At 66.0% G+C, this 25290-nt stretch carries 11 protein-coding genes; 6 read left to right on the top strand and 5 right to left on the bottom strand.

Annotation, left to right across the window (positions count from 1 at the left end):
- Nucleotides 1-168: 168 nt before the first annotated feature.
- A complete protein-coding gene (locus CVN68_RS23265) occupies nucleotides 169-558 on the bottom strand; it encodes a hypothetical protein (protein WP_158298898.1) in 390 nt (129 codons plus the stop codon).
- 1503 nt (nucleotides 559-2061) lie between these two features.
- On the bottom strand, nucleotides 2062-2958 hold the full coding sequence (locus tag CVN68_RS14145; RefSeq protein WP_100282765.1) for an AraC family transcriptional regulator: 897 nt from the start codon (nucleotides 2956-2958) through the stop codon (nucleotides 2062-2064).
- A 188-nt stretch (nucleotides 2959-3146) separates the two neighbouring features.
- Here CVN68_RS14145 and CVN68_RS14140 point away from each other — a divergent pair, with 188 nt between their 5' ends.
- Entirely contained in the window at nucleotides 3147-3878 is a 732-nt protein-coding gene (locus CVN68_RS14140; protein WP_100282764.1) for an SDR family oxidoreductase, read from the top strand.
- 180 nt (nucleotides 3879-4058) lie between these two features.
- On the opposite strand, the gene CVN68_RS14135 is transcribed toward CVN68_RS14140, so the two are convergent.
- Entirely contained in the window at nucleotides 4059-4397 is a 339-nt protein-coding gene (locus CVN68_RS14135) for a hypothetical protein (RefSeq protein WP_100282763.1), read from the bottom strand.
- 347 nt (nucleotides 4398-4744) lie between these two features.
- On the opposite strand from CVN68_RS14135, the gene CVN68_RS14130 reads away from it, so the two are divergent.
- Entirely contained in the window at nucleotides 4745-5065 is a 321-nt protein-coding gene (locus CVN68_RS14130) for a hypothetical protein (protein WP_100282762.1), read from the top strand.
- Nucleotides 5066-5270: 205 nt separating this feature from the next.
- On the opposite strand, the gene CVN68_RS14125 is transcribed toward CVN68_RS14130, so the two are convergent.
- On the bottom strand, nucleotides 5271-6725 hold the full coding sequence (locus CVN68_RS14125; protein ID WP_100282761.1) for an alpha/beta hydrolase: 1455 nt from the start codon (nucleotides 6723-6725) through the stop codon (nucleotides 5271-5273).
- 112 nt (nucleotides 6726-6837) lie between these two features.
- Between CVN68_RS14125 and CVN68_RS14120 the strand changes: the two genes are divergently transcribed.
- The 4 genes from CVN68_RS14120 to CVN68_RS14100 all read left to right on the top strand — a co-directional run bounded on the left by CVN68_RS14120 (nucleotide 6838) and on the right by CVN68_RS14100 (nucleotide 22629).
- Nucleotides 6838-8274 (top strand): LytTR family DNA-binding domain-containing protein, encoded by a 1437-nt coding sequence (locus CVN68_RS14120; RefSeq protein ID WP_199560085.1) that lies wholly within the window; start codon nucleotides 6838-6840, stop codon nucleotides 8272-8274.
- Nucleotides 8275-8403: 129 nt separating this feature from the next.
- Nucleotides 8404-10098 (top strand): serine hydrolase domain-containing protein, encoded by a 1695-nt coding sequence (locus CVN68_RS14115; protein WP_158298897.1) that lies wholly within the window; start codon nucleotides 8404-8406, stop codon nucleotides 10096-10098.
- A gap of 445 nt (nucleotides 10099-10543) precedes the next feature.
- The gene (locus CVN68_RS14105) at nucleotides 10544-19003 is read left to right on the top strand and encodes an SdrD B-like domain-containing protein (RefSeq protein ID WP_100282758.1); all 8460 of its coding nucleotides are present in this window, start codon (nucleotides 10544-10546) and stop codon (nucleotides 19001-19003) included.
- Nucleotides 19000-22629: a flagellar motor protein MotB gene (locus tag CVN68_RS14100; protein WP_100282757.1), complete on the top strand. Its 3630-nt coding sequence runs from the start codon at nucleotides 19000-19002 to the stop codon at nucleotides 22627-22629. The genes CVN68_RS14105 and CVN68_RS14100 overlap by 4 nt, the downstream gene beginning before the upstream one ends.
- A 352-nt stretch (nucleotides 22630-22981) precedes the next feature.
- On the opposite strand, the gene CVN68_RS14095 is transcribed toward CVN68_RS14100, so the two are convergent.
- Nucleotides 22982-25288, bottom strand: coding sequence for a S8 family serine peptidase (locus CVN68_RS14095; RefSeq protein ID WP_158298896.1), 2307 nt, complete (start codon nucleotides 25286-25288; stop codon nucleotides 22982-22984).
- Nucleotides 25289-25290: the final 2 nt, after the last annotated feature.

Here is a 25290-nt window from a genome sequence, read left to right as displayed (position 1 = left end):
GACTTCGCAGCCGAAGCGCTCGATGCCGTCGCGCTCTCACCCCCGAGTGTAGTGGAGCCGGCCCTGGATCGCGAGCGTGCCGCCCTTCTGCTTATGCTTGTGAATTCCGCCCGGAAGCGGACGTCTCCGGCGCGGTGAACGATCGGTGATGCGAACAACGTCGGCAGGCTAGGAACGACGTACGCCCCACTCATCTTCTTTCTTGGCCGCTGCCGTGCGAGCCAGCAACTCACTGTAGTTAGATTCCCGGAACGCCAGCGCGAATTCGCTGCGCGTCCACCGCGATGCCGGAACTGTCAGATGAGAAACGTTTTCGGGATACGCGTTCGAGCAATAGTTCATATTCTGATCACGCTCCTGGCCCGCTGCGTACTCACACAGTTCTCGAAGCCACGCATCGCCCCAACCTCGGGAAGCGCAGTCGGCGAGCTGTTGATAGAAGTGTGCTGAATAGTACTCGGTGCATTCGGCGTAATTAGAGTACTGCGCCATGGCAGGGCCGGTCATGAATAGCGAGGCCGACAGCGAGGCGACAATGCCGAGAGTATAGCGTTTCATATGAGCCCTCCTACATTCAGGAATAGATCAAACGCCAACATCAAGATTGATCGAGCTGGTGCAGCTCCAGCATGCTCAGTATCAAAGGCGGAAGTTCAGCGCTCAACTTACTGTCTGATTCGGCGATTGCTCGGCACTGCATAGCGAGGTTCGATGACAGAACAAAGACCCTAACCGAACCAGAGTGGGTAAACTTCTTTGGAGGCGTGGCGTTGGTGACGGCAATGTGCCCACGTCGCGGCCATCGCTCTCGTCGCCACCGTCACCGAGTGGATCAAACGAGTCTCAACCTAGTCGCGAACCGGCATAGCCGTGCCGATCTCGCCTCGATAGGATTGTCACATGATCGACGGCTCATCATCTGCCTCTTACTCTGGCCTTGCGCTGCAGCGGCTCAAGAACACGCGAGATTGCCGACAAAATATGCGGCCGCAGCTGCTGCGGAAACTCACGATGCGAATGTTTGCCAAGCGCTGATCGAAGTTTGCGACGGATCGCCCCTGCCAGACCGGAATGGATAGAAAGTTGAGCTGCCGAAGACAGCCGCGGGGACGGGCCACAACACGTTCCGCTACGCGGGAGAGACTTGCCGCGCTCGCTTCGAGCGATCGAACGAGACAACAGACGGTTGGGGTGTCGCATATCGTTACCGGGGGCTCAGGGGGTCGGACGTCACGTGTGAATAACGTCCGCTCTTGGGCGTTAGCCGCCGCTGACGGCGGCCGGCCGGGAGCGGCAGCTATTGCGCGCATCCATCTTAAAGCTGCTAGTCGGCTGTCGGCTCACAACAAGACTTTGATCAGCGCGACGAAAGGCGCGTGGAGTCGACCATCCGCTCTGTCTTGGCGCGCCATCGGCGCATCGCGGAGCGAATCGAGGCTTCCTCACCCGCGGCGCGCGAGAAAGATTGTCCCAATACGCATGATTTCGTCCGACGATGTTTTTCGTACGTTTTCCGTACGACCATCGACGAAGGCATCTAAGCTATTGAAAATATGGCGCACCCGACTGGATTCGAACCAGTGGCCTCTGCCTTCGGAGAACAGCGCTCTACGCATTCATGTGAAGACGTCGGCTTTCGTCGCCGGCCACCTAGCCCGGACCGGCCAACTTGAGAGACTCGGTTGCGGTTTAGGGCAGGGTGCAGATCGCTCACTGCGCTCCACTGCAGCTCATCAAAGCCGAGGATTTGTGTGGGACGAAATGTGGACACCTTTTGCGGCGCATCGCCAAGAAGCGCAGAATTCTCACGTTTCGGTCTTGACGATGGTGACCCCTACGGGGAGCCGAACGGCTGGAGCTGGGCCGATTGCGGAACAGCAGCTTTCAGGCAGCGGACACGCCATAGCTGCCGTCTGTACTAGGAAGCTTCCGACAGCAGCTCCCGACGAGAGCCGGTCGTTCTAATCGGCAACCGGGAACGTCAGTTTCTGATAGAACCTGCCGGTCGAGAAGTCGCAAGCGAACGGCGGGAACGCATAGAATCGAGATACGCCCCTCCCCTCAAACCGCAATCGCCATCTGCGGCGTCGTCCTTAACCGCCCGATGTCGCGTACGGGCGGGGCGCCGAAGAGGCGACGATATTCGCGGCTGAACTGGGAGGGGCTGTCATAACCGACGCGGAAGCCCGCCTCTGCCGCGTCGAGCCGGTCGGCGAGCATCAGCGCCCGCGCTTCCTGCAACCGCAACTGCTTCTGGTATTGCAGCGGGGTCATGGCGGTGGCGCGGCGGAAATGGTCGTGGAAGCTCGACAGGCTCATGCCGGCAAGGGCGGCAAGGGGCGGCCCGCTGAACGGCTCGCGGAAATGGGCTTTGAGCCAAGCGATCGCTTGGGCAATCTGGCCGGTGCGGCTTTCGCCGTTGGCGATCGCGCGCAGCACGCCTCCGCCCGGCCCGGTCATCAGCCGCACCAGCAACTCCCGCTCGATCAGCGGTGCGAGCAGCGGCGCGTTCGCCGGATCGCCGAGCAGCGCCGTCAGCCGCGTCGCCGCGTCGATCAGTTCAGGCGTCATTGGGTGTAGCCTCATTCCGGCGCTATCCTCCGCACCCGCCGACACGGGTGGCAGGGTTAGCGCGATCTCCGACAGCAGGGCGGGGTCGAGATAGAGGCAGAAGCAGAGATAAGGGGCGTCCGCGCTCGCCTGCGTCACAGCGCCGGTGATCGGCAGGTCAAGCGAGGCGACAAGATAGCTTGCAGGGCCATAGTCGATCACCGCATCGCCCAGCAGCACGCGCTTGCCTCCCTGCGCGATGATGCACAGCGCCGGGCGCTGCACCATGTGCACCGGCTCGCCACTCTGGCCCGAGCGGACCAGCGCCAGTCGAGCGATGGGCGTGTCGATGATGCCGTCGCGCTCGGCATATCGGGCAATCTGCTCCGCTAGTTCCTGATGCGCCATCTGCGCTTCTCTTCCTCAGATTGGAACAACCACCCTACAGGGCCGATAGCAACCGATCCAGCTCGCCACCCGCAATCTGGAATATCGTGCAACCATTTAGGACGACCATTCTACCGCCTCCCGACCAGATAGCGCCATCTACGGACATCGGATCGAAGGTTCGGTCCGCCTGAACAGGAGTGACTATCGTGGCTATCGAGGACAAGGTCATCGCGATTACCGGCGCCAGTAGCGGCATCGGCGAAGGCACGGCGCGGTTGCTGGCGGCGCGCGGCGCAAAGCTGATGCTGGGCGCACGCCGCACCGACCGGCTCGCCGCGCTGACGGAGGAACTGAACGCGGCGGGAGGCACGGTCGCCTTCCGGTCGCTCGACGTCACAGACCGCGCTGATTTCGAGGCGTTCATCGCCGCGACGGAGGCAGATTATGGCCGGGTCGATGTGCTGGTCAACAATGCGGGCCTGATGCCGCTGTCGCGCTTCGACAGTCTGAAGGTCGACGAGTGGGACCGGATGATCGACGTCAACATCCGCGGCGTCCTTCACGGCATCGCCGCAGCGCTCCCTCGCTTCAAGGGCCAGGGCAGCGGCCAATTCGTCAACATCTCCTCAATCGGCGGCTATGCCGTGTGGCCGACCTGCGGCGTCTACAGCGCGACCAAATATGCGGTGCGCGCGATCTCGGAGGCGCTGCGCATGGAGCATGACGACATTCGCGTCACCATCATCGCGCCGGGTGTGGTGGAATCGGAACTGGCACACACGATCACCGATCCGGTCGCCGCGCAGGCGATGGTCGATTTCCGCGCCATCGCGCTTACCCCGGACGCCATCGCGCGCGCCATTGCTTACGCGGTGGAGCAGCCGGCGGATGTGGACGTTAACACGCTGATCATCCGACCCGTTCGCTCAACGATCTGACGGGAATGGAGCATTTTGCATTTGGGGCGGATGCAGATGTGGCGGAGCTGGCGAACGGAGCCCCTCAGTGAAAATGTCGTCTATCGCGGCTTGGTGTCGAAAGCCGCCAGGCCGCACCCGGCCCATTTCACGGCCCTCCCCATCATCGCGCAGAGCATCCCGTGTCCGCGTGCAGCTCGATCAGCGTTGCTTCTTCGCAATTGTCGCGGTGAACTCCGGATCCTTGTTCGCCACCCAATCTACGAATTTGCGCACATTCGGATTATCGAGCAGGCCCGCCACCTCCATCCCATGACGTTGTAGTTCGGAATTGGTGAAATTGGCGACCAGCGTCTGCTGGCAGATCGAATGCATCGGCACGACATCGCGGCCGCCCCGGCTCTTGGGCACGGGATGATGCCAGACGATGGTCTTGCCGGTCGGCCGACCACAGAGCCAGCAGAGCACTGGCGCTGCTGGAGCCTCGTCTTCTTGCGGGAGGTGGTCATAGGGATCGTGTTTCGAACGCTTGCGGGCCATATGTCGATCTAACTGCCTTGATTTCGTTCAGCCTATAGCGATGCGAACGGCGGCATCACATTGGCAAGTTCATAACGCCGGCCTTAGCTGCGAATCGATTGGGAAAGAGCGATGACCAATCGGTCGAACCGTGGGACGGCGACCTGGTCTACAAATGGCTTGAGCGCCGTTTCGAGGCGTCGCGGCTGGCAGGCGGCGGGCACCTATGACGATAAGCGGTTCGAACGGCACTTTCGCACGCATCTCAGGAAACTGGCCGAGATGACCAAGGCGAATGAGGGATCGAGAAGACCCCGCGCCACCAGTGAGATGGGTGAAGTGCCGTCGCTGGCATGCTAAGTCATGACATGCTTCATACGCGCGGCCTTGGCGGCACTGTCGAAATCGACGGTTTCGAATATGACTGGGAGCTTCAGAGTGAGCCCCAGCAGTCCTCTGCCGATGGCTGGAAGGGCATGACGGTCTCGTTGCGTCAAAAAGATATGCCGCGCGAGGCCGTGCTGGAATTTCCCACGCCGAAGCGTCTTCTGAAAGGACTGCCGAAAGGGCGATCCCACATCAACGACGCGATTGCCGCGAGAGGGGTGCGGGCTGCGTTATTGGCAGGATGGGATCCGGCGTCGCGGGGCAAGACCTTGGTCTTCATGGTCGATGCCAACGGCGACTAGCGGTGGTTGGCAGCCATTCGCGCCCATTTCGTGAATGACGCTTTCGCTGCTGCCGTTGCTGAAAGTTGCCGGATAGCAAGCGGCCATGAGCGGCTGGACGGTTCTTGGCGTAGTCCGCTGGTCGGCGCCCCACTTGCAGCCTTTCACCCGCCTCCGCGTGCCCCCTGAAGGCGGCGCTTCGTTCACCTCGTCGCTGCCCGCCCGATCACGTCACCCGGAACTTCGGCGGCGGCAGGGCCAGCCGGGTGTCGGCCACGGCCTCGCCGCGGAAGAACCGCACCAGCAGGGCCTGCACGTCGGGATGGGACTCGAAGACATTGTGGCCGGCGTTCTCCACGATCACCCGGGACTTGCGCCGAAACTGGGTTGCCACTTCGTCCTGCTCGGCCAGCGGGGTGCGACCGTCCAGCGATCCGGCGACCAGCAGTGCAGGATGATCGATGCGGATCGGCGCCCGGAAGTGCTCGCCCAGGTCGACGCCTGGAACAGCGCCCAGCAGCTGCGGCATCGGGAAGTTCAGCGTCTCGCCCAACACCGCGCTCCGCGCCTCGCGTCGCACCAGGGCCAGCCGGCGTGGCGAGATCCCGGACGCCATATCCATGGCCTCGGGCATACCCCTCAGCCTCAGCAGGCCGGCCACATCGCCCAGGAACGGCGTCAGCACTCCGGTTCGCCCGGTCTCCAGCGCCAGGTACAGGCCCGGCAGCATGGCCAGAGTATCGGGATTGGCGATCAGCCCACCCGCCAGCATCTGGACGCCGAAGCCGCCCATTCTGATCTCGGCTGGCGCGCCCTTCAGCGTGACCGCCGTCACGACCGGCTGCGCCTCCAGCCTGGTGTGTACGCGGCGCATCAGGGCCAACAGGTCCGGCACCGTCGCGCGGGTGGCGGGGTCGGTGGCGAGCAGGGCGTCCACGTGGCGCAGATAGGCGTCGATCCGCGCCGGCCGCTTCACCGTCTGGTCCTGGCCCTCCAGGCTTGAGAGGGCCACGCGGTTCACCCTGCCGCCGTGCCGTTTGAGCACGCTGAGCGCCAGGTGCGAGCCGTAGCTGGTGCCCCAGAGGTCGATCTTTTCCGCGCCCAGCTGACGTCGCAGGTCCTCGATGTCGTCGGCGCTCTGTTCGGTGTTGTAGCCGGACATGGCCACGCCGGCCTTCGTCCAGTCAGCCCAGGCGCTCTGGAGTTCGGAGCGGAACCAGGAGGTCAGCCCGGCCTGGGTGAAGACCGGTGGCTGGCGCGTCGGGGCGGCTCGCTCCGGGATGGCGTTGGACAGACCCGTGCCCCGCTGGTCGAACGCGATGACGTCGGCCACCGCGCGCAGGGCCATGAAGATCGGAAAGCGCGGTCCGGTCGCCGCGCCCGTCGCCTCGCCGCCCGGTCCTCCGGCCAAATAGACGATCGGAGGCCCCGGTCTGGCCGCCGTCGAGGCGAACCGGACATAGCCCAGCCGGATTTTCCGCGAGCCGGGATCGCGGCGATCCTCCGGGACCTCGAAGAAGCCCCGCTCGGCGTCGGTCTCCTCGCCGCGCCAGCCCTTGAAGCGGAAAGGACCAGCTTGCGACGGAGATGCCATCTGAGCGGAGGCCCGGGCGAGCGGCAGGACAGGAAAGGCGAGGGCGGCGGCGAGCACGGCGCGGCGATTGAGCAATGTGTGGATCATGCCGACTGCTGAGCCGTCCGCGCCGCCGGCCGCCAGCCCGCTTCGGTCAATGGCGTCGGGTCATCGGCGAACGGCGGTGCATCTCGGCGAACCGCGCCCTAGAGAGAGCCGTATGTGGCGAATCCTGCTCCTCTCCGTCCTCCTGTTGGGCCTCGCAACGCCGGTCCGGGCCGAGGACATGCCGTGGCAAGCGTGTCACGGTGCGGTCGGTCCGGCCGGTCCGGTGCTGAGCGACTGCCACCCGATCCAGGATTTCGTGGACCCTCAAGGCCGCGAACTCTGGATCCGGTCCGCCGTCAGCCCCCCCACCGATGCCCGGCCGCGCGTCCTCTACATGGCGGGCGTCGCCTCGTCCGAGGCTTGGCTCAACGGCCAGCGCCTGGGCGTCAACGGCCACCCCGGCGCCTCAGCGCGGGCCGAGGTTCCCGGGCGCTACCAGGCGATCTTTCCGATCCGCGAGGTCGTCTGGCGGCCCGACGGGAACATGCTGGTGCTGCACCTGTCATCCTTCCATGGCGGCCTACGTTTCGCTCGCCCGATGAGCGCCATAGAGATCGGGCCCTACCCTTATCCGGGGCGGATCGCGCCGCTGGCCGTCACCTTCGTGGCGGCCGGTGCCCTGCTGGCGGCGGCCTTCGGTTTCGGCGTCATCCACGCCATGCGTCGCACGGGGTCCAGTCTGGCCCTCGCCGCCATGGCCGGAGTCGCGTCTCTGCAGGCAATCGTCGAGAGCCTTCGGACGCTGTTCGATTATTCCTATCCCCTGCATGCTTGGCGATTGAGCACCATCTGGGTGCTGGCGGCCACCTTCGCGATTCTGCTGGTGACCTATGTCGCCGCCCGGTTCCTGCCCAAGGCCCGCGGTTTGATGGTCGGCTTGGCCCTGGGCGTGGTCGCAGCCACGGCGCTGCTTCCAGGCTTCGACGCGAAGACGGTCTGGGCGCTGATCCTGGGGGTGGCGCTCGCCGCCGTGCCGGCCGCGGCGGGCGTGCGTCGGCGTATCCCCGGCGCGCGGCCGAGCTTGGCCTGGCTGGCGCTGTTCCTCGCGCTGGCCCTCGCGTTCCCCCGGTGGCTGGCTGACCTCTCTTACTTCCTGCTCGCCGCCGGCCTGGTGCTGCCGGTGCTGATGGTCGAGGTCGTGCGGCTGGGCCGCGATGACCGCGGCCGCGAGGCCGCCCTGACCCGCGCCGTCAGTCGGCCCGACCGCCTGACCGTGGCCTCCGCGCGAGGCGTGGAGTTGGTGCCGACCGCGGAGATCCTGGCTGTGATGGGGGCCGACGATTATGTCGAGCTGCGGTTGGTCGGCGGGCGCAGCCTTCTGCACGCCGCTCGCCTCGACAGCCTTGCGACCCAGTTGCCGGCGAGCTTCCTGCGCGTTCACCGGTCGGTGATCGCCAACCTCGCCCAGGTGCAGCGGCTCGAGCGCGACGGCGACCGCTGGTGGCTGCACCTGAGCGAGGGGGCGCCCGTGCCAGTCAGCCGCTCCCGCCAGCCCGCCCTGCGCGAGGCCCTGGACGTTCCTCTCCCTGTGGCGGTGGTGGCCGCGTAGAGAACTTCTGATTCACCGCTCTCGGCGGATGTTCACCGCTCTCACAGGGCGTTCACCGATCCGCTATTGGTTTGCCGCTGGAACTGGACTTGAGCGGCCCCGAGTTCATCGGAGAGTTCAATGCGTCCAATGCGTTTCGTTACCGTCGCGGCCCTGTCGTGCCTCGCTGCCGGTGCCGCTGCAGAGAATAGGAACCTCCCATCCGCCGCGACGCAACAAGCTCGGCCTGTAATCGATCTCGATGCCGCCTTTGCGTCGATCGCTCCAACAGGACCCGGCTGTGCGGCGGGCGTAAAGATCGCCGGCGCGGCACCCCTGACGCGAACCTTTGGCCTGGCCGACCTCGAACATCCGGTGCCAATCACGGCGGACAGTGTTTTCGAGACCGGCTCGCTCGCCAAGCAGTTCACCGCTGCCGCGATGCTGCTGCTGGTTCAGGACGGCAAGCTGGCGCTCGACGATGATATCAGACGCTACTTGCCGGAGATGCCGGACTACGGGACTCCGATCACGATCCGGCATCTCCTCACCCACACCAGCGGCCTGCGGGAGCAGTGGAGCCTGCTGGCACTGAGCGGCAATCCCCCCGGGAACCAGGTGCACAGCCAGGGAACGATCCTGGATCTGGCCTCACGTCAGAGGGGCCTGAACTACACACCGGGGGCTGAATTCCTCTACACCAACACCAACTATGCCTTGGCGGCGATGATCATCGAACGGGTCAGCGGCACGAGTCTGCAGCGTTTCACCAACCGGCGCCTCTTCCAGCCGCTCGGGATGAGTCAAAGTCGCTGGCGCGAGGATTTTCGTACGATCGTGCCGGGGCGGGCGATGGCCTACGCGGCGACCGGCGATGGCTTCCTCGCCAACATGCCCTTCACAAATGTCTACGGGAATGGTGGCCTGCTCACCACGATCGGCGATTTGCTGCGCTGGAACGCGTTTCTCGACGATCCGTCCGCGCTTCCGGGCGGCGCGGCGCTGGTCGCGGCTTTGCAAGCGCCAGGCAAGTTGCAGAGCGGAGTCGAGCTCGAATACGGCCTTGGTGTGGAGGTGACCCGCGCCCACGGATTGCGCCTGATTTCGCACAGCGGTTCGACAGGAGGCTACAAGACCTGGCTCGGCCGTTACCCCGACAAGGGCATCTCGGTCGCCATACTATGCAACAATGGTAGCATCGACCCGGTGGCTATTGGCGAAAACATCGCCGGAAAGGCGCTTGATACCATTGGCTACACCGAAGGCGCCGCCGGTCCCGTATCCCGGTCTGCCGGCCCGCCGCAAAAAGGGGAGCGTTCGGACCTGCCGCAATACCAGGGTCTTTTTCGAAATCCGGTGACCGGTGAATTGGTCGAGACGAAAGTGGTCAATAACCTGCTTACGTTGCGGCAAGGGGCGACCCAGATGCTCATCCCCGTCGATGGCGGGCATTTTGCGCGCGAGGACGGTGACCGCGTGCAGTTCACAACGGCCAAAGGACGACCGGTCGAACTTATGCTTGCGCACGCTGCGACGCGCCAGCGCTTCGTCGCGGTCGCGCCCGCCAGGACGGACGGCGATACGCTCGCTGCCTATGTCGGCATGTACTACAATGCGGAACTGGATACGCGGATCGCCGTGGTGCGACAGGGAGGTTCGTTGGTTATGCGTCAGCCCTTTGCGGTCGAATGGCAGTTGATGCCGAGCTTCGCCGATGGCTTCACCACCCGCCTGCGAGGGACGACCACGTTCGTTTTTTCGCGAAAAGGTAACGGCCAGATCGATAGCTTTGCCGCTTGGGCGAATGGCGCCCGCAATGTGCAGTTCGTACGGCTGCGTCAGTGACAAGGCCGAAGATGCGGCTCGTGCCGGCGAAAACACCCGAGCAGCAGAGCGTGATGATGCTGCATCGTGTTCGGCTGAGGCGCAACCGTCAGCGCACCCAACTCTCGAATACCCGGTTCGCTAAGCTGGGCAGCTAAGCGCCCAATCGTTGTCGTCCAGAGCGGCTCTCGCACCTCTCGAAAGCGAACTTTCGCCCCGCCCGCGCGCCCCTGCAACAAAATGGGCAATAGAGTTGCGCGCTGTCGGCCCGGAATCTCGCGGCGGGTGCCGTTACACCTTGTTACGAACTGCATCGACGATTCGGACCGTACTAATGCGCGGTCACCTCGTCTCGCTCCCGCAATTTTGTAAAATGATGTAACATCAAGGTGTTAGTTGTAGATAGTTAACCCGGATCAGGCCATCCGGTCCGCGTCCGTCTCATCCGAGCCGAACGGGGGATCGTGTGAAAAAGCGTAATTCCGCTGCTCTTGGCAGCTGGTCCGTGCTGCGGCGCATTCTGCTGGTGCTTGCTTTGCTGGCGCCTTTGCCCGCGATTGCTGCAGACCTGCAGGTGTCCGGCTACAGCTGGCTTCCGGATCCAGTTCCGAACGGCGCCGAGACGCAGTTTAATGTGCGCGTCACCAATAACGGGCCCGGCGCCGTGTCCGACGCGGTGGTGACGATCGCCATTTCGAGTCGCTTTCGGGTCGATCCCGGCGACTTTCCGTCCTTCTGTTCGCTGACCGGCGCAGTCGGGGCGCAGACGCTCACGTGCAATCTCACCTCGCTTGCGGTCGGAGACCGAACCTTCGCCTATAGCGCGACGGCGATTGCGACCGGGTCCGCCAACACTACCGCCACGATCTCGAGCGCCACCGCGGGCGATAATAACCCCGCGAACAACGCGCTCACCGTGACGCCCGCCGTGCAGACCGGTGCCGACCTCTCCGTAGCCAAGGATGATGGACTCCCAGGCAACACCATCGCCGCAGGCGGCCTGATCTCATACCAGATTGTCGTCACGAACGCGGGGCCGGACACGACGTCGGCCATCCGCCTGACCGACAATCTGCCGCCTGCCTCGGATTTTCAGTACCAGTCGGCGGGAGGCACCAACTGGAGCTGTTCGAACAGCGGCGAGACGGTCACCTGCAACTATAATGGCGCGGCGACCACCGGCGCCCTGCCGGCGATCACCGTCACCGGCCGCGTCATCCGTCAGTCGAGCGGCACGATTACGAACAACGCCTTTTCCGCGCTGACCAATCCTCTGGTGCTCGACCCGAACCTCACGAACAACGCGGCGACGCCGGTCGTCACGACCATTGTCGAGGGTAGCGACCTGCGGGCTTCCAAGACAATGCCGGCGACGATCGTCGAAGGCTCAACCGCGACCATAAATCTGACGATCTTCAACGATGGCCCGCAATCGGTCACCGGAGCGACGATTTCCGACACGATCGCAGCGAACTTCACGATCGGAACATTGCCGGGGGGCTGCACCAGAAGCGGTCAGGCGGTGACCTGTGCCGGCGGCGTGCTCGCCAGCGGTGCCAGCCGTGCGTTCGCGATTCCCGTGACCGCGGACAGCGTGACTGCCGGCAATCAGACCAACAGCGCTACCATCAATCTTCCAGCCGGCTTCGCCGATCCAAACGTCGCCAACAATACGGCCTCGGCGCCTTTCCGGATCGTGCCGCCCACGGCCGATCTCAGTCTCAGCAAGAGCAAGACGCCCAATCCCGTCGCCGCCGGCGGTGACATGACCAGCACGATAACGGTGCGGAACAATGGCCCTTCGGCGCTGAGCTACGCGCCGGGCACGCCGATCCGTATCACGGACACGGTTTCGGCCGACGAGACCTTCGTCTCATCGAACGCCGCCTGGAACTGCGCGCAGGCCGGCAATGTCATCACGTGCGAAACGACGGGCACGGGAACGCTCGCGCTCAACCAGACGATCGGGCTGGCGCTGGTCACCCGCGCGAGCCTGACGGCCAACGCTAACCTCAACAACACCGCTTGCTCCGGCGCGACCGGAGGGTCGCTGGCGACGCCGTCTGACACCAATACGGCGAACGACTGCAATGGTGCCGGCGTGCGCGCCACGACGGTCACGACCGATCTGACCGTCGTGAAGGAAGTCTCGCTCAATCCTGCCGGACCGTGGTCGCAGACGCCGGCGCTGACGATTCCGTCGACGGCAGCGAGCTTCTACATTCGCCTCCGCGCCAGCAACATCGGCAGCGCCCCGGCGGGCACGGTGACGGTCACCGACGCCCTGCCCAATGCGCTCAACGCCCCCGGCTTTGTCACTGGTTTCGGCCAGATCAGCGCGTCGAGCGGCAACACTGCCTACACGGCTTCGAGCGGTCAGATCAGCTGGACGCTCACCAATCTGGCTGCCGGCGCAACCGAGACGGCGATCGTGCGCATCGATCGGCCCGTGAACAGCGGGGCGTTCACCAACACCGCGAACATCACCTCGTCGGATACGATCGACAGCGACAACACCAACAACAGCTCGCAGGCCCAGTACACCGTCGTCCCGCTGGCCGATATGCAGGTCACCCAGAAGTCTGTGTCTCCGAACCCGGCGCGGGTGGGCGTGGTCTCCACCTACACGATCAGCGTGCGCAACAATGGCGCCAACCCGGCAGCGAACGTGGTCGTCAGCGACACCATCGATCCGACCCGCTTCGAGCTGGTCGGTAATCCGTCGACAACCAAGGGCGGCAGCAGCTGCACCAAGGACGATGCGACCGGGGCGATCAGCTGCGACATGGGGCAGTTCACCCGCGGGCAGGCGTTCCAGGTCTCGCAGCCGGTGCGGGCGCGCTTTCCCTTCGGCGGCGCCACGTCGGGCTTCCCGATCAGCCATACCAATGTGGCGAGCGTCGCAACCGACACCGACGAGAGCGATGCCGGCAACAACAGCGGCCAGGTCACGCACAACGTGTCGGCGCCCGGTTACGACCTCGCGATCACCAAGCAAGAGCCAGGACCCGAATTCGATCCGCTGCGCTTCGGCGAGGAACTCCTCTACGATCTGCGAGTCTCGAACTTCGGCCCCTCGCGCGCCACCAACGTCGTCATCATCGACATCCCGCAGCCGCCCGCCGGCTACACGATGGCGCTCGCCGGGTTCAGCGTAAATCCGGTCGGCGCGACCGGTGGGCTGACGCTCTACACGCCACCCGCACCCTCCTGCATCCAGAACGGCGCCAATGTCGAATGCCGTCTCCACGCCGGCTCCACGGCAGGGAATTATCTCGATGCGCTGAACCAGGTGATCTTTCGTCTGCGCTTCACGCCGGGCGGGCCCGCGCCGACGGGACCGCTGACCTTCACCGACGAAGCGCAGGTCACTGCGCTCGAGCAGGACAATGTGACGGTCAATCAGGCCGACAGCCAGCTCGCCAACAATAAGGCGGTCCAGACGACTACCGTCCTGCCCTCGGCGGATCTGGAGGTCGTCGCCAAGACGCGCGTCACCCCCTCTCCGGCGAGCATCAACGAACCGGTCGAATATGCGATCGTCATCCGCAACAACGGCATCTCGCCGATCAACCAGGTGCGCGTCACCGACACGCTGCCCACCGGCTTCGAACTCACCGGCGCTGTCCCGACGGCAACCGCGTCGGGTGCGGCGAGCGTCAGCGGTATCGCCTGCACCGGCACGTCCTCCATTCTCTGCACCCTCGACGGAAGCTTCCCGCCCGATGGGAGCCAGGTCACAATCCGCCTGCGCGCTCGTGCCGCCTATCCTTATGCCGGCGCGCTGCTGGCCGATCAGGTGAATACCGCCTCGATTGCGCCGGGGCTCGACAGCGGCGGCCAGGAGCTGGCGCGCGACGCGGTTCCGACCAACAACAGCAAGACGGCAGCGGTCCAGATCGCGCAGTCCTCGATCGCCGGTTCGGTGTTCGACGACGCCAACCTTGATAACGCGATCCAGGCCGGTGAAGGCCTGAGCGGCGTTACCATGGTGCTGAGCGGCACTGACGCATGGGGCAGCCCGGTCGCGCCGCGCACCCTGACCACCGATGCAAGCGGCAACTTCCTGTTCGACCGTCTGCCCGCTGGCACCTACCAGATCGTCGAGACCCAGCCTGCCGGGCTGCTCGACTTCCGCGAAACGGCGGGGAGTGTCGGCGGTACCGTGAACAACGCGGCCTTCGGTAGCGGAACTGCGACCAACAGTATCACCGCAATCGTTCTGCCGGCGAGCACGGCCGCAACGGGCTACCTGTTCCAGGAGACTCGTGCGGGCTCGATCGAGGGCATCGTCTGGCGTGACGCCAACAACAATGGCGTGATCGACGGCGGCGAAACCGGCGTCGGCCCCGGCGAGTTCGCGTCGACGCCACAGATCCGTCTGACGGGCAACGATTATGCCGGCACCGCGGTCGATCTGACCACCACGGTGGATGCAAACGGGCACTATCAGTTCACCGGCCTCGCCCCGTCGGACGCGACCGGCTATACCGTGACCCAGCTCGTCCAGCCCAGCGGCCTGTCCGATGGCCTCGACACCAATGGCGCGGGCAGCATCGTTCCCGGCTCGGCGGGTCGCACTGCGCCCGAAGCCATCGCAGTCGGCGCGCTTGCTCCGGGGCAGGCGTTGACCGGACGCAATTTCGGCGAGATCCCGACCTCGACGCTTTCGGGCATCGTGTTCCTCGATCCCAACGGCAACGCCACCCGCGATGCCGGCGAGAATAGCGGCCTTGCCGGCGCACTGGTCCGGCTGACCGGCACCAATGATGTGGGGCAGCCGGTCGACTGTTCGATCACGACCGACGCGACCGGCGCCTACAGCTTCCCTGCGTCCGGCACTGCGGATCCCGCGTGTCGCGTGCTGCGGCCGGGTACCTATACCGTTACCGAAACGCCGCCCCCGGGGCTCGAGCACAGTGGCGCATTCATCGGCAGTGCCGGAGGCAGCTCTGGTGGAGTGAGCGGAGCCAATACGCCCGCTCCCGGCCTGGCGAACACCAACGTTACCGGTGTGGTAATCACCGCGGGCACCACCGCGACGCGCTACGACTTCGGCGCCACCGGTCGCGGGCTTGGCGGCTATGTCTATCTCGACCGCAACGGCAATGGCACTCGGGATCCGGGGGAGGTCGGCATTGCCGGCGTCACCATCACCTTGTCGGGCGCGACCGCTGGCGGTCAGGACGTCTGCACCTTGATCACCTGCGCCGCGACGACCGACGCCACGGGCAACTACCTGCTCCTCAACGTGCCGGGCTCGTCGGCAGCTGGCTATGCGCTCACCGAGCAGGCGCAGACCAACGCCCCGCTTTCGTCCTATGCCGACGGCACCGACGCCGCAGGCCAGGTCAATGGCAGCGTGCGCGGAACCGCTGGAAACGACGCGATCACCGGTATCGTGCTCGGGGCAGGCGAGCTCGGCATCAACAATGCCTTTGGGGAACGTGCGGGCTCGCTTGCCGGCGCCACCTATATCGACGCGAATGATGACGGTGTCCGCCAGCCTGGCGAAACCGCACTTGCCGGTGTCATCGTCACCCTTTCGGGCACAACGGCCGCCGGCCAGGACATCTGCGCGGCACGTGCCGCGCTCGATCCGGCACTGGGCTGCACGGCCACGACCGCCAGCGACGGAAGCTATCGTTTCGATGATCTGCCTGCCGGGAGCTACACGGTCACTGAGAGCCAGCCGAGTGCCTATGCGGATGGTCGCGAAAGCGCCGGTTTGCCAGGCGGCAGCGTCAACAATGCGAGCTTCGGCAGCGGCGCGGCGGAAAACCGCATTGCCAATGTGACGCTCGGCAACGGCACCGCCGGCAGCGGCTATGACTTCGGCGAACGCGCAATTACGATCTCCGGCCGAGTCTTCAAGGATCCGGAGCGCGACGGGTCGGACGCCGGCAACGAGCCCGCCATTCCGGGTGTGACGATCACGCTGCGCCAGGGCGGCGCGGTCGTGGCGACTACCACCACGGGTCCGGACGGCAGCTATCGCTTCGAGAACCTGCCTGCCGGCAGCTACACCGTCGAGGAGACCCAGCCGGACGGCTATGGCTCGTCGACTCCGGACAGCCGCGCGATCAACGTAACCGCCGGCGCCAACCAGACGATCGACTTCGGCGACACGGTCTCCAGTCTCGCAGGTTCGGTCTTCGTAGATTCGAACAATGACGGTGTGCGGGATGCGGGCGAGCGCGGGCTCGAAGGCGTCACCCTGCGCCTGACCGGCACCACCGCCGGAGGAGACCCTGTCGATCGCACGCTGACCACCGATGCGAGCGGCGCCTACCGCTTCGATGACTTGCTCGCCGGTACCTATGCGGTCGTCGAGACGCAGCCGGTCGGCTTTGGTGACGGCAAGGATAGTGCCGGCACCGCTGCCGGAGTGGTGGCGAACGACAACATCTCTGCGATCACCCTGCCGACCGGCACCGACGCGACCGGATATCTGTTCGGCGAACAGGGGCAGGCCCAAGGTGGGCTCGTCTATGTCGACACCAATCTGAACGGCATTCAGGATAGCGGCGAGCCCGGAATCCCCGGGGTGGTCGTCGAACTGCAGAGGCCGGACGGTACGGTCGTCAAGACGGCGAACACCGGTCCGGACGGGCGCTACGAGTTCACCGATATCGAGGCCGGCGACTATGTCGTCGTCGAGCAGCAGCCGCTCGGCTATGGCGACGCGGAGGAGCACCGCGCCAACCGCGCGACGCTGACCGTCGGCGTGGGCGCCCCGGTGACGCCGATCAACTTCGGCGAGCGCGTCGGTTCGCTGGCGGGCAGCGTGTACAACGACACCAACAGCAATGGCAGGCGCGACGCGGACGAGCCGGCGATCCCGGGGGTCACCGTGACGCTGACCGGTAGCGATGCCCGCGGCAACGCCGTCACCCTGACCACTGTTTCGGGGGACAACGGGAGCTATCTGTTCACCGGCGTTCCGGGCGGCACCTACAATGTCGTCGAGACGCAGCCCGCGGGATATGACGATGGTGTCGATACTCCGGGCAATGCCGGCGGCAGTGCCGCAGGCGATACGATCAGCGCCGTTGCGCTCGGCGCGGCGCAGGATGCGACGGGTTACCTTTTCAGCGAGCGGGGCGCGGGCGCCCGCATCGCCGGGCGGGTCTGGCTCGATCGCGATCACGATCGTGCGCTGGATACCGGCGAGCCGGTCTATGCCGACTGGATCGTCGAGCTCCGCCTCGGCGACGCGCTGATCGGCACCACCCGCACGGGCGCCGACGGAGCCTACGCCTTCACCGGTGTCGCGCCGGGGGCCGGCTATCAGGTGCTGTTCCGCAATCCGGCGAACAACGCGATCTACGGCAGCGCGCGGCCGAATGAGACCGGTGCGGCGATCACCGAGGGCGTGGTCTCGCCATCGAACCCGGCAGGCGCGCGCACCGAGGACGGCACCCTCTCGCAGCTCAAGCTCACTCCTGGCGCCGACGTGCAGCAGCAGTCGCTGCCGCTCGACCCCTCGGGCGTGGTCTACGATTCGGTTCGCCGCGTGGTGGTGCCCGGCGCCACTGTCCGCATCACCGGCCCGGCAGGGTTCGATCCTGCGGTGCATCTGCTCGGCGGCACGACGAACGTGTCGCAGGTCACCGGCGAGGACGGCATGTATCAATATCTGCTGCTCCCCGGCGCACCGGCAGGCACCTACAGCCTCGCCGTCACGCCGCCGAACGGCAGCTATAATCCGATCCAGCCGTCGAGCATCATCCCGCCTTGTGCCGGACCGCTCGTCGTCGGCTCGACCCCGGATCCGCTGCTGGTCTCGAGCTATGACGGGGCACCGCCGACCTCGGCGCTGGCGGCCTGCACCACCGGCGGCCAGACGACGGCTTATTATCTGAGCTTCACGCTCACCCCGGGCACGTCGGCGAATGTCCTGAACAACAATTTGCCGATCGACCCGATCCTCGAAGGCGCCATCGTCGTCACCAAGACGACGCCGATGGTGAATGTCAGCCGCGGCGGTCTCGTGCCCTACACGATCACCGCCCGGAACACCCTTGCCGGCGCGATCACCGGCATCACCATCACGGATCGGACGCCGGCGGGCTTCCGCTACCGCGAGGGCAGCGCGACGATCGACGGCAAGCCGGTCGCGCCGCTGCAGGCAGGGCGCCTGCTCAGCTGGCCCGGACAGAGCTTCACGGCGGGCGAGGAGAAGACGCTCAAGCTGGTGCTGACCGTCGGCGCGGGTGTCGGCGAGGGCGAGCACGTCAACCGGGCGTTCGCGGTCAATGCGCTCGTCGGGGCGACGGTCTCGAACGTGGCCGATGCAGCGGTGCGGATCATTCCCGATCCCGACTTCGACTGCACCGACATCCTCGGCAAGGTCTTCGACGATCGCAACATGAACGGCACGCAGGACGAAGGGGAACCCGGCTTGCCCGGGGTGCGACTTGCAACGGTCAACGGCCTGCTCATCACCACCGACGTCGAGGGGCGCTACCACGTCACCTGCCCGATGATCCCCAACGAGGACCGCGGATCGAACTTCATCCTGAAGCTCGACACCCGCACGCTTCCGACGGGCTATCGGATGACGACGGTCAATCCGGAGACGGTGCGCCTCACTCGCGGCAAGTTCGCCAAGCTGAACTTCGGCGCCGCGCTCGGACGGGTCGTGCGCGTCGACATCAACGCCGAGGTCTTTGAGGGAGACAAGGTGGCGCCTTCCTTCCTGCCGAAGGTCGACGCGCTCATCGCGACCCTCGCGGAGAAGCCCTCCGTCCTGCGGCTCGCTTATGGCGCCTCGGGAGAAGACGCATCGCTGATCCGCCGGCGCGCCGCTGCGCTTCGCAGGATGATCGAGGAGAAGTGGCGAGAGAAGGATGGCCGGTACCGGCTGATTATCGAGGAGGAGACCAGTCTCCGCAGCGACACCGCGAAGGGAGACGTGCAATGAACCGCCTGACCCTCCGCACCGCCGCTACGCTCGCCGTCGGCATCTCCAATCTCGCGCTCGGTACGGCGCTGGCCCAGACAGCGGAGCCTTTGGACCATTGTGGTTCGCCCGAACGGCCCTGTGGCCCGTTGGTCGACGATAGCGGCGAGGATACGCGTGGCGTGGCGCCCAATCTTGAGCGCGGGTCCGCCCAGGGTGCGTTCCGCGTCACCGTCGACGGGCAGGGCGACGGCGCCACCGCTGCCGATGTTCAGCGTCAGTCGGATGTGGCACTCGCCGGCGATCGGATCGACGTCCAGGTGACCACGCTCGAAGCGAGGCCGATGCTGAGCGTCGTCCCGTCTGCACCGGTGGTCGCTCCCGGAGACGTGATGCAGTTCCACCTGCTCGCCAACTATACGGCGTTCATCACGCGGGCCGAGCTCCGCGTCTTCGGAGCGGGCGACAGTGTCGAAGGCACGCCGCTGACCGTGGTTCCGGTGACCTTCGGGTCTCCGGCAAGCTGGAAGGCGGAAGCACCTGCCGGAACGCAGCTGCGCGTCGTCCTGCGAGTCTACGACGCGAAGGGGCGATTCGACGAAACGGCACCACAGGCGCTGTCCGTGTCCGCGGCCCGGCCCGATGGGCTGCGTGACACCCGGCAAGGTCCCGTGTTCGAGAACCAGCGCACCACCGCCAACATTCCGGTGACCGGCAGCGAGGTGACCGTCAGCGGCGTGGTTGAGCAGCAGGGTACCCGGGTGCTCGTGTTCGGGTCGCCGGTGCCGATCGATCGCCAGCTGCACTTCGTCACCCAACAGATCGTGCCGGCCGAAACCAGGTCGGTGCAGGTGCGGGTCGAGCCGGTGAATGGTGAGGCCCGCGAGCACAGCCGCGAGCTCAATCTGCCGAAGGACGATCAGTTCTTCGTCGGCATCGTCGATCTTACCGCCGGCCATCGCAGCTTCGATGCTGCCAAGCTCGATCTGCAGGGCACCGACACTGCCGATCCGCGCAAGGACTTTGTCGATGGGCGGATGGCCTTCTATTATAAGGGCCAGCTTTCGCAGACGTGGCGCCTGACTGCCTCGGCGGACACCGGCGAGCATCCGCTGTCCGATCTGTTCGACGGATTCCTCAAGAAGGATTCGCGCTCGTTCCTGCGCCGGCTCGATCCGGACCTGCACTATCCGGTTTATGGCGACGATTCGACGACAGTCGAGGATGCGCCGACCTATGGCCGCTTCTATGCCCGGGTCGAGAGCCCGAACATCATCGCGATGTGGGGCAATTTCCAGACCACGCTCCCCGGAACCGAGCTGATCCGCTACCAGCGCGGCCTGTACGGCGCTAATTTCGGCTTCCGGCCGTCGGCGATGACGAGCTTCGGCGAGCGCAAGACGGAAGTCACCGGCTTTGCCGCCGACCCGGGCACGATCGGTGCGCGCGAGGACTTCGCCTCCACCGGCGGCTCGGTCTATTACTTCCGCAATCGGGACCTCGCCCAGGGATCGGAGCGGCTCTTCGTCGAGGTTCGCGATCGCGATTCCGGTCTCGTGCTCGAACGTCGGGAGCTGGTGCCGGGCCGGGACTATGAAGCGAATTACATCCAGGGCCGTGTGCTGCTGCGCGAGGCGCTGCCGATCACTGCCGACACCAGCATGTTCGTCCGCGACGCCTCGCTTGCCGGTAATCCGGTCTGGCTCGTCGCAACCTATGAATATGTCCCGGGTCTCACCCGTCCCGACGCGCTGACCATCGGCGGGCGCGCCCAGCAATGGATCGGCGATATCCTGCGCGTTGGCGTGACCGGTTATCATCAGGGGCAGGATCAGGCGCAACAGGATCTGTACGGCGCCGATTTGCTGTTGCGGTACAAGCCGGGCACCTATCTGCGCGGCGAGTTCGCCCAGTCGGATGGGGCGGGCACCGGCGCGTCCTTCTCATCCACCGGTGGCTATGACTTCACCCAGCTGACCAGCGCGCCTCGCAAGTCCGACGCGCTGATGGTGGAAGGCGCGGCGGATATGGCCGAAGTGTTCGGCGGCGGCGAGGGGCGCATCGCGGCGTATTGGCGGAGCCGCGAAGCCGGCTTCTCCGGCCCCGGCGAAGTCAATTTCGGCGAAAGCCTCGATCAATATGGCGGCAGCGCCGACATCGCGATCGCCGGTGGCACCCGCTTCAAGGCGAAGGCCGACATCACCGACGGCCGGGTGACCGACCGCAAGGCGATCGAGGCGGGCGTGACTCACCAGACCACCAACGGCGTGTTCGGCAGCGTCGGTGTGCGCTCGGACAAGCAGGAGGGCCAGGCCACCGCTTATACCCCCTATCCCGCCGCGCCCGGCTTCCAGGGCTCGCGGACCGATGTCGCGGCGAGCATCGGCTATCGCCACACCCCGGCGCCGGCACAGGCGGCACAGGGCGAGGCAAAGGCGAAAAGCGGCTTGCCCTGGGCGCTGTCGGTGTTCGGGCAGAAGACAGTCGATCGCGACGGCGGACGCCTCGAGAATGACCGTGTCGGCGTGGCCGGCGAACTGCAGCCGACAAGCCGTCTCACGCTCGCAGGAGAGGTCTCCGACGGAGATCTCGGGACGGGCGCCAACGTCAAGGCCAACTACGCCACCGGCGAACGCGGTTCGCTCTATCTGGCCTATGCGCTGGCGGCGGAAAATCCCGACGCCTTCACCACCGGCCGGCTCGGCCGCGTCACCGCCGGCGCCCGGCGGCGGTTCGGCAGCAGCACCAATGTCTTCGCCGAAGGGCGCTATGAGCATGGCAGCGGTCCAACCGGCTTCACCCAGGCCTATGGCGCCGATTTCACGCCGATCCCCGGCTGGACCTTTGGCCTGCGCTACGAGACGGGTTCGCTCGCGGACGCACTGGGCGGGCGGATCGATCGCGAAGTCGTCGGCGGCACGGCGGACTATGGCGGCAAGCGGCTCCGCTGGTCGACGGCGATCGAGTACCGCACCGACGGCAGCGAAAGCTATGGCGACCGCACCAGCTGGGCGACGCGCAACCAGGTCACCTTCCGCGCAACCGATGCGCTGCGGCTCTTCGCCAAGGCCAATGTGTCGCTCTCGGACGGCGGGCTCGGCAGCGACAACTCGCTCGACGCCGATTATTACGAACTGGTCGCCGCGGCGGCCTATCGCCCGACCGAGGACGACCGGTTCAACCTGCTGGCCAAATATACCTATCTCGCCGACGAACCTTCGCCGGCGCAGGTCGACCAGCTCGGCTTGAACCTCGATTATGCGCAGCGCAGCCACATCGCCGCGATCGACGGCACGTACCAACTCACCCCCCGCCTCGCGCTCGGCGGCAAATTTGCCTATCGCGTCGGCCAGCTTCGCACGTCACGCGATGCCAACGCGCCGTGGTTCGACAGCCACGCGACTTTCTGGGCAGTGCGCGCGGACTATCGCGTGATCGGCAAATGGGACCTGCTCGCCGAAGCGCGCCAGCTCTCGAGCCGCGAGGCTGGCGATTCCCGGCTTGGCGCGCTGGTCGGTGTCTATCGGCACATGGGAGATCATGTGAAGCTCGGAGTCGGTTACAACTTCACCGACTATTCCGACGATCTCACCGACCTCAGCTACGACGAGCGCGGCTTCTTCGTGAACCTGATCGGGAAGTTCTAGGCCTCACTGAACCCCCGAGGGAAAACCCCGGGTCGCACCGCCGCCGGGTCGAGGCTCGGCGGCGGTTTCGCTTATGGGAAAGCTCGAGGGTCACGGAGAAGGTAATACGGACAGGACGGTTGATCGCAGGAGCGGTGTAGCTCGTCGGCGCATGCGCGTCTCCGCTGAGCCGCGAAGTCCCGCGAGCGCGCGGCTGGCAGATGCCACCCGCCCATTGGTGCCGGTGCCTGGATCTCCGCCAGCGCCCGACTTGCGAGCAAGGCCACCCGGTACGCGCGGGCAATCGGGCCCGGCCGCCCCCTCGTCAGCGTCCGTCGAGACGCCGGGAGTGCTGCCGCCTGCGATAACGGGATCAGCCCGGCAATGTCACCGCCAGCGCAAAGCCTTGCGGACCACGGAAAGTGTTCTGGGCGACGATGCTGATCGTCCAGTCGCCGGCGGCGGCCTCAGCGATGCGGGCCTGCTCGACATTGTTGGCCCGGTCGAATCGGTCGAAGGGCAGCCGGTTGAGGCCGTCATTGCCGACGGTCTTGGTGCCGTCCGGCGCGATCAGCACCAGATCGAGATTGTGCTGGATGTAGCGCGCGGGCGGATCGGTCCACGTCATGGTGACCGAAAGCGGCCCCGGCCGGGTCAGGCGGATCCGCCGGATGAAGGTCGCGCGTTGCGTGTTGCCGGCAAGCAGCGCCCCCGGCGCGGCATTGTCGACATCGTCGAACATCAGCGTGAACCCGGCGCCGGCATCCAGCGGAATCGCCCGGGCGAGGTTCAGCCGGCCATAGCCCTGGTGGAAATTGGGCTTTCCGATCTTGTCGTCGGTGAAGGTGGCCTGGTCGATCCATTCGGTGCCGTTGATGAGCGTCGCCTTGAGCAAGGCGGCCGACGGCACGTGCAGCCGCTCTTTGCGGTAATATTCCCGCACCACTGCCGCCGCTCCCGCGACCAGCGGCGCGGCCATGCTGGTCCCCGACATATATTGATAGGCGTTCGGATCGGCCGGCCAGGGATGGATCGGCGCGTCCGAATCATGGCTCTTCGCGGCGAGAATGCCGACGCCCGGGGCGACCAGGTCGGGCTTGACCCGTCCGTCGTCGGAAGGCCCGCGGGACGACAATGCGGCGACGACATCGGGGTCGCCGGTCAGCTTCAGATCGGCCATCGCCGGACGCTCTGGTGGGCGCCGCCCGTCATAGTCCCTCCATCTTTTGTCGGCGTAAGGCCCGTCGGGGCGGGGCGAGCAGCAGGCGCCCACGGTCAGCGCATTCTTGGCTCCGGCGGGCGAGGCGAGCGATCCCAGCCGGTTCCGGCCGGCCGGGTCGTCCATGTCCTGCGCGCCGTCATTGCCGCCGGCGATGACCACCAGCAGATCGGGATGGCCATAGACGAACGCGTCCACGTCGAGCGTGTCGAGCGTGTAGCGGCCCTCGACATAGGCGCCCCACGAATAGTTCTGGATCCGCACATCGGCGGCATAGGCCTCTGCGAGCATGTCGGTCAGCCCGACCCCGAAGCGATAGACCAGTCGGTCGTCGGCGATGCTCTGGACGAACAAATGCGCCGCGGGGGCGGCCCCGGCGAGCAATCCCTGGCTCGTCGCGCCGCTTCCCGCCGCGATCGACGCGACGTGCGTGCCGTGCCCCTTCGGGTCGCGCGGCGAGAGCGGTTGCTCGCGAAGCACGACGGTCACCCGCCCGGTGAAATCGGGATGATCGGCGTCGATACCCGAATCGGCGATGCCGATCGTCTCGCCGGTGCCGAGCCACGGCAGCGGCGCGGCGAGCGGCGTCTTGCTGCCGACCAGCGCCGCCCGGGCATAGCTCAGCATTGGTTCCGGCGGCACATAACGCTCGACCAGCTCGACCGTCCCGTCCCGCCCCATGTCGGCGAGCAATGCGGCCTCGGCCTCGTCCCCGTCGCTCACATGATAGCGCAGCCGGTCGCTGCCGCACTCGACCCGGTCCACCCGCGGATCGAGCTCGAGCTGCGCCGCGAGCGAGGCGAGCCGCGCGGTATCGGTGCAGCGAACATCGTAGAGTGCCGGCCCGCCCGCCCCCGGCATATCAGCCAGGCCTTCGGGCGCATCGGCGCTTTTGAACAGGCTGCCCCCCGACAGCGTGACTTCGACTGCGCTGGCCAGGCGCCGGCCCACCGTCTCGCGCAGCCCATAGGAGCCGATGCGCAGCCAGTCTGCCTCCCGCTCGGCCGTTTCCACGGTGTTCCGATCGGCGGAAACGACGAAGCGCGTCTTCCCGATCCGGCGACCCAGCGCGAGGCCCTGGTCCTCGAACCACGCCTGGCGATCGGCAGTGAGCGAACCCTGCACCGTCGCAACCCAAAGGCTTTCGGCGCTTTCCTCGACCGCGGCAGCGGCGGCTGCTCCCGGCCCGTCGCCGAAGCTCTCCATCATTACGCCGCCATGCTCCGCATCCCTGTCCGCGCCGATATCCGCTGCGGCCCCGGACGCCTCTTCGGCCGCTGCGACATCTGCCTCCTGCGCCGGCTCGGCAGTGAACAGGATATTGGCCGCATGCAGCGCATCCATCGCCGATTCGTCTGCCTCGGCGGTGAGATAGGGGCCGTTCTCGAGGACATCGTCGCCCAATATCGCCTGGGCGATCTGCCGTTCGTCGTCGGTCATCGGCAAAGCAGTGAGCTGCATCA

Source organism: Sphingomonas psychrotolerans (assembly GCF_002796605.1).
GTDB lineage: Bacteria > Pseudomonadota > Alphaproteobacteria > Sphingomonadales > Sphingomonadaceae > Sphingomonas > Sphingomonas psychrotolerans.
This window is presented reverse-complemented; position numbering and strand designations above follow the sequence as displayed.

Coding starts and splice junctions, on each gene's coding strand:
- CVN68_RS14135 (WP_100282763.1), bottom strand. CDS start 4,397: ATGGCCCGCAAGCGTTCGAAACACGATCCCTATGACCACCTCCCGCAA.
- CVN68_RS14100 (WP_100282757.1), top strand. CDS start 19,000: ATGAACCGCCTGACCCTCCGCACCGCCGCTACGCTCGCCGTCGGCATC.
- CVN68_RS14115 (WP_158298897.1), top strand. CDS start 8,404: ATGCGTTTCGTTACCGTCGCGGCCCTGTCGTGCCTCGCTGCCGGTGCC.
- CVN68_RS14145 (WP_100282765.1), bottom strand. CDS start 2,958: ATGGCGCATCAGGAACTAGCGGAGCAGATTGCCCGATATGCCGAGCGC.
- CVN68_RS14095 (WP_158298896.1), bottom strand. CDS start 25,288: ATGCAGCTCACTGCTTTGCCGATGACCGACGACGAACGGCAGATCGCC.
- CVN68_RS14130 (WP_100282762.1), top strand. CDS start 4,745: ATGCTTCATACGCGCGGCCTTGGCGGCACTGTCGAAATCGACGGTTTC.
- CVN68_RS14125 (WP_100282761.1), bottom strand. CDS start 6,725: ATGATCCACACATTGCTCAATCGCCGCGCCGTGCTCGCCGCCGCCCTC.
- CVN68_RS23265 (WP_158298898.1), bottom strand. CDS start 558: ATGAAACGCTATACTCTCGGCATTGTCGCCTCGCTGTCGGCCTCGCTA.
- CVN68_RS14120 (WP_199560085.1), top strand. CDS start 6,838: ATGTGGCGAATCCTGCTCCTCTCCGTCCTCCTGTTGGGCCTCGCAACG.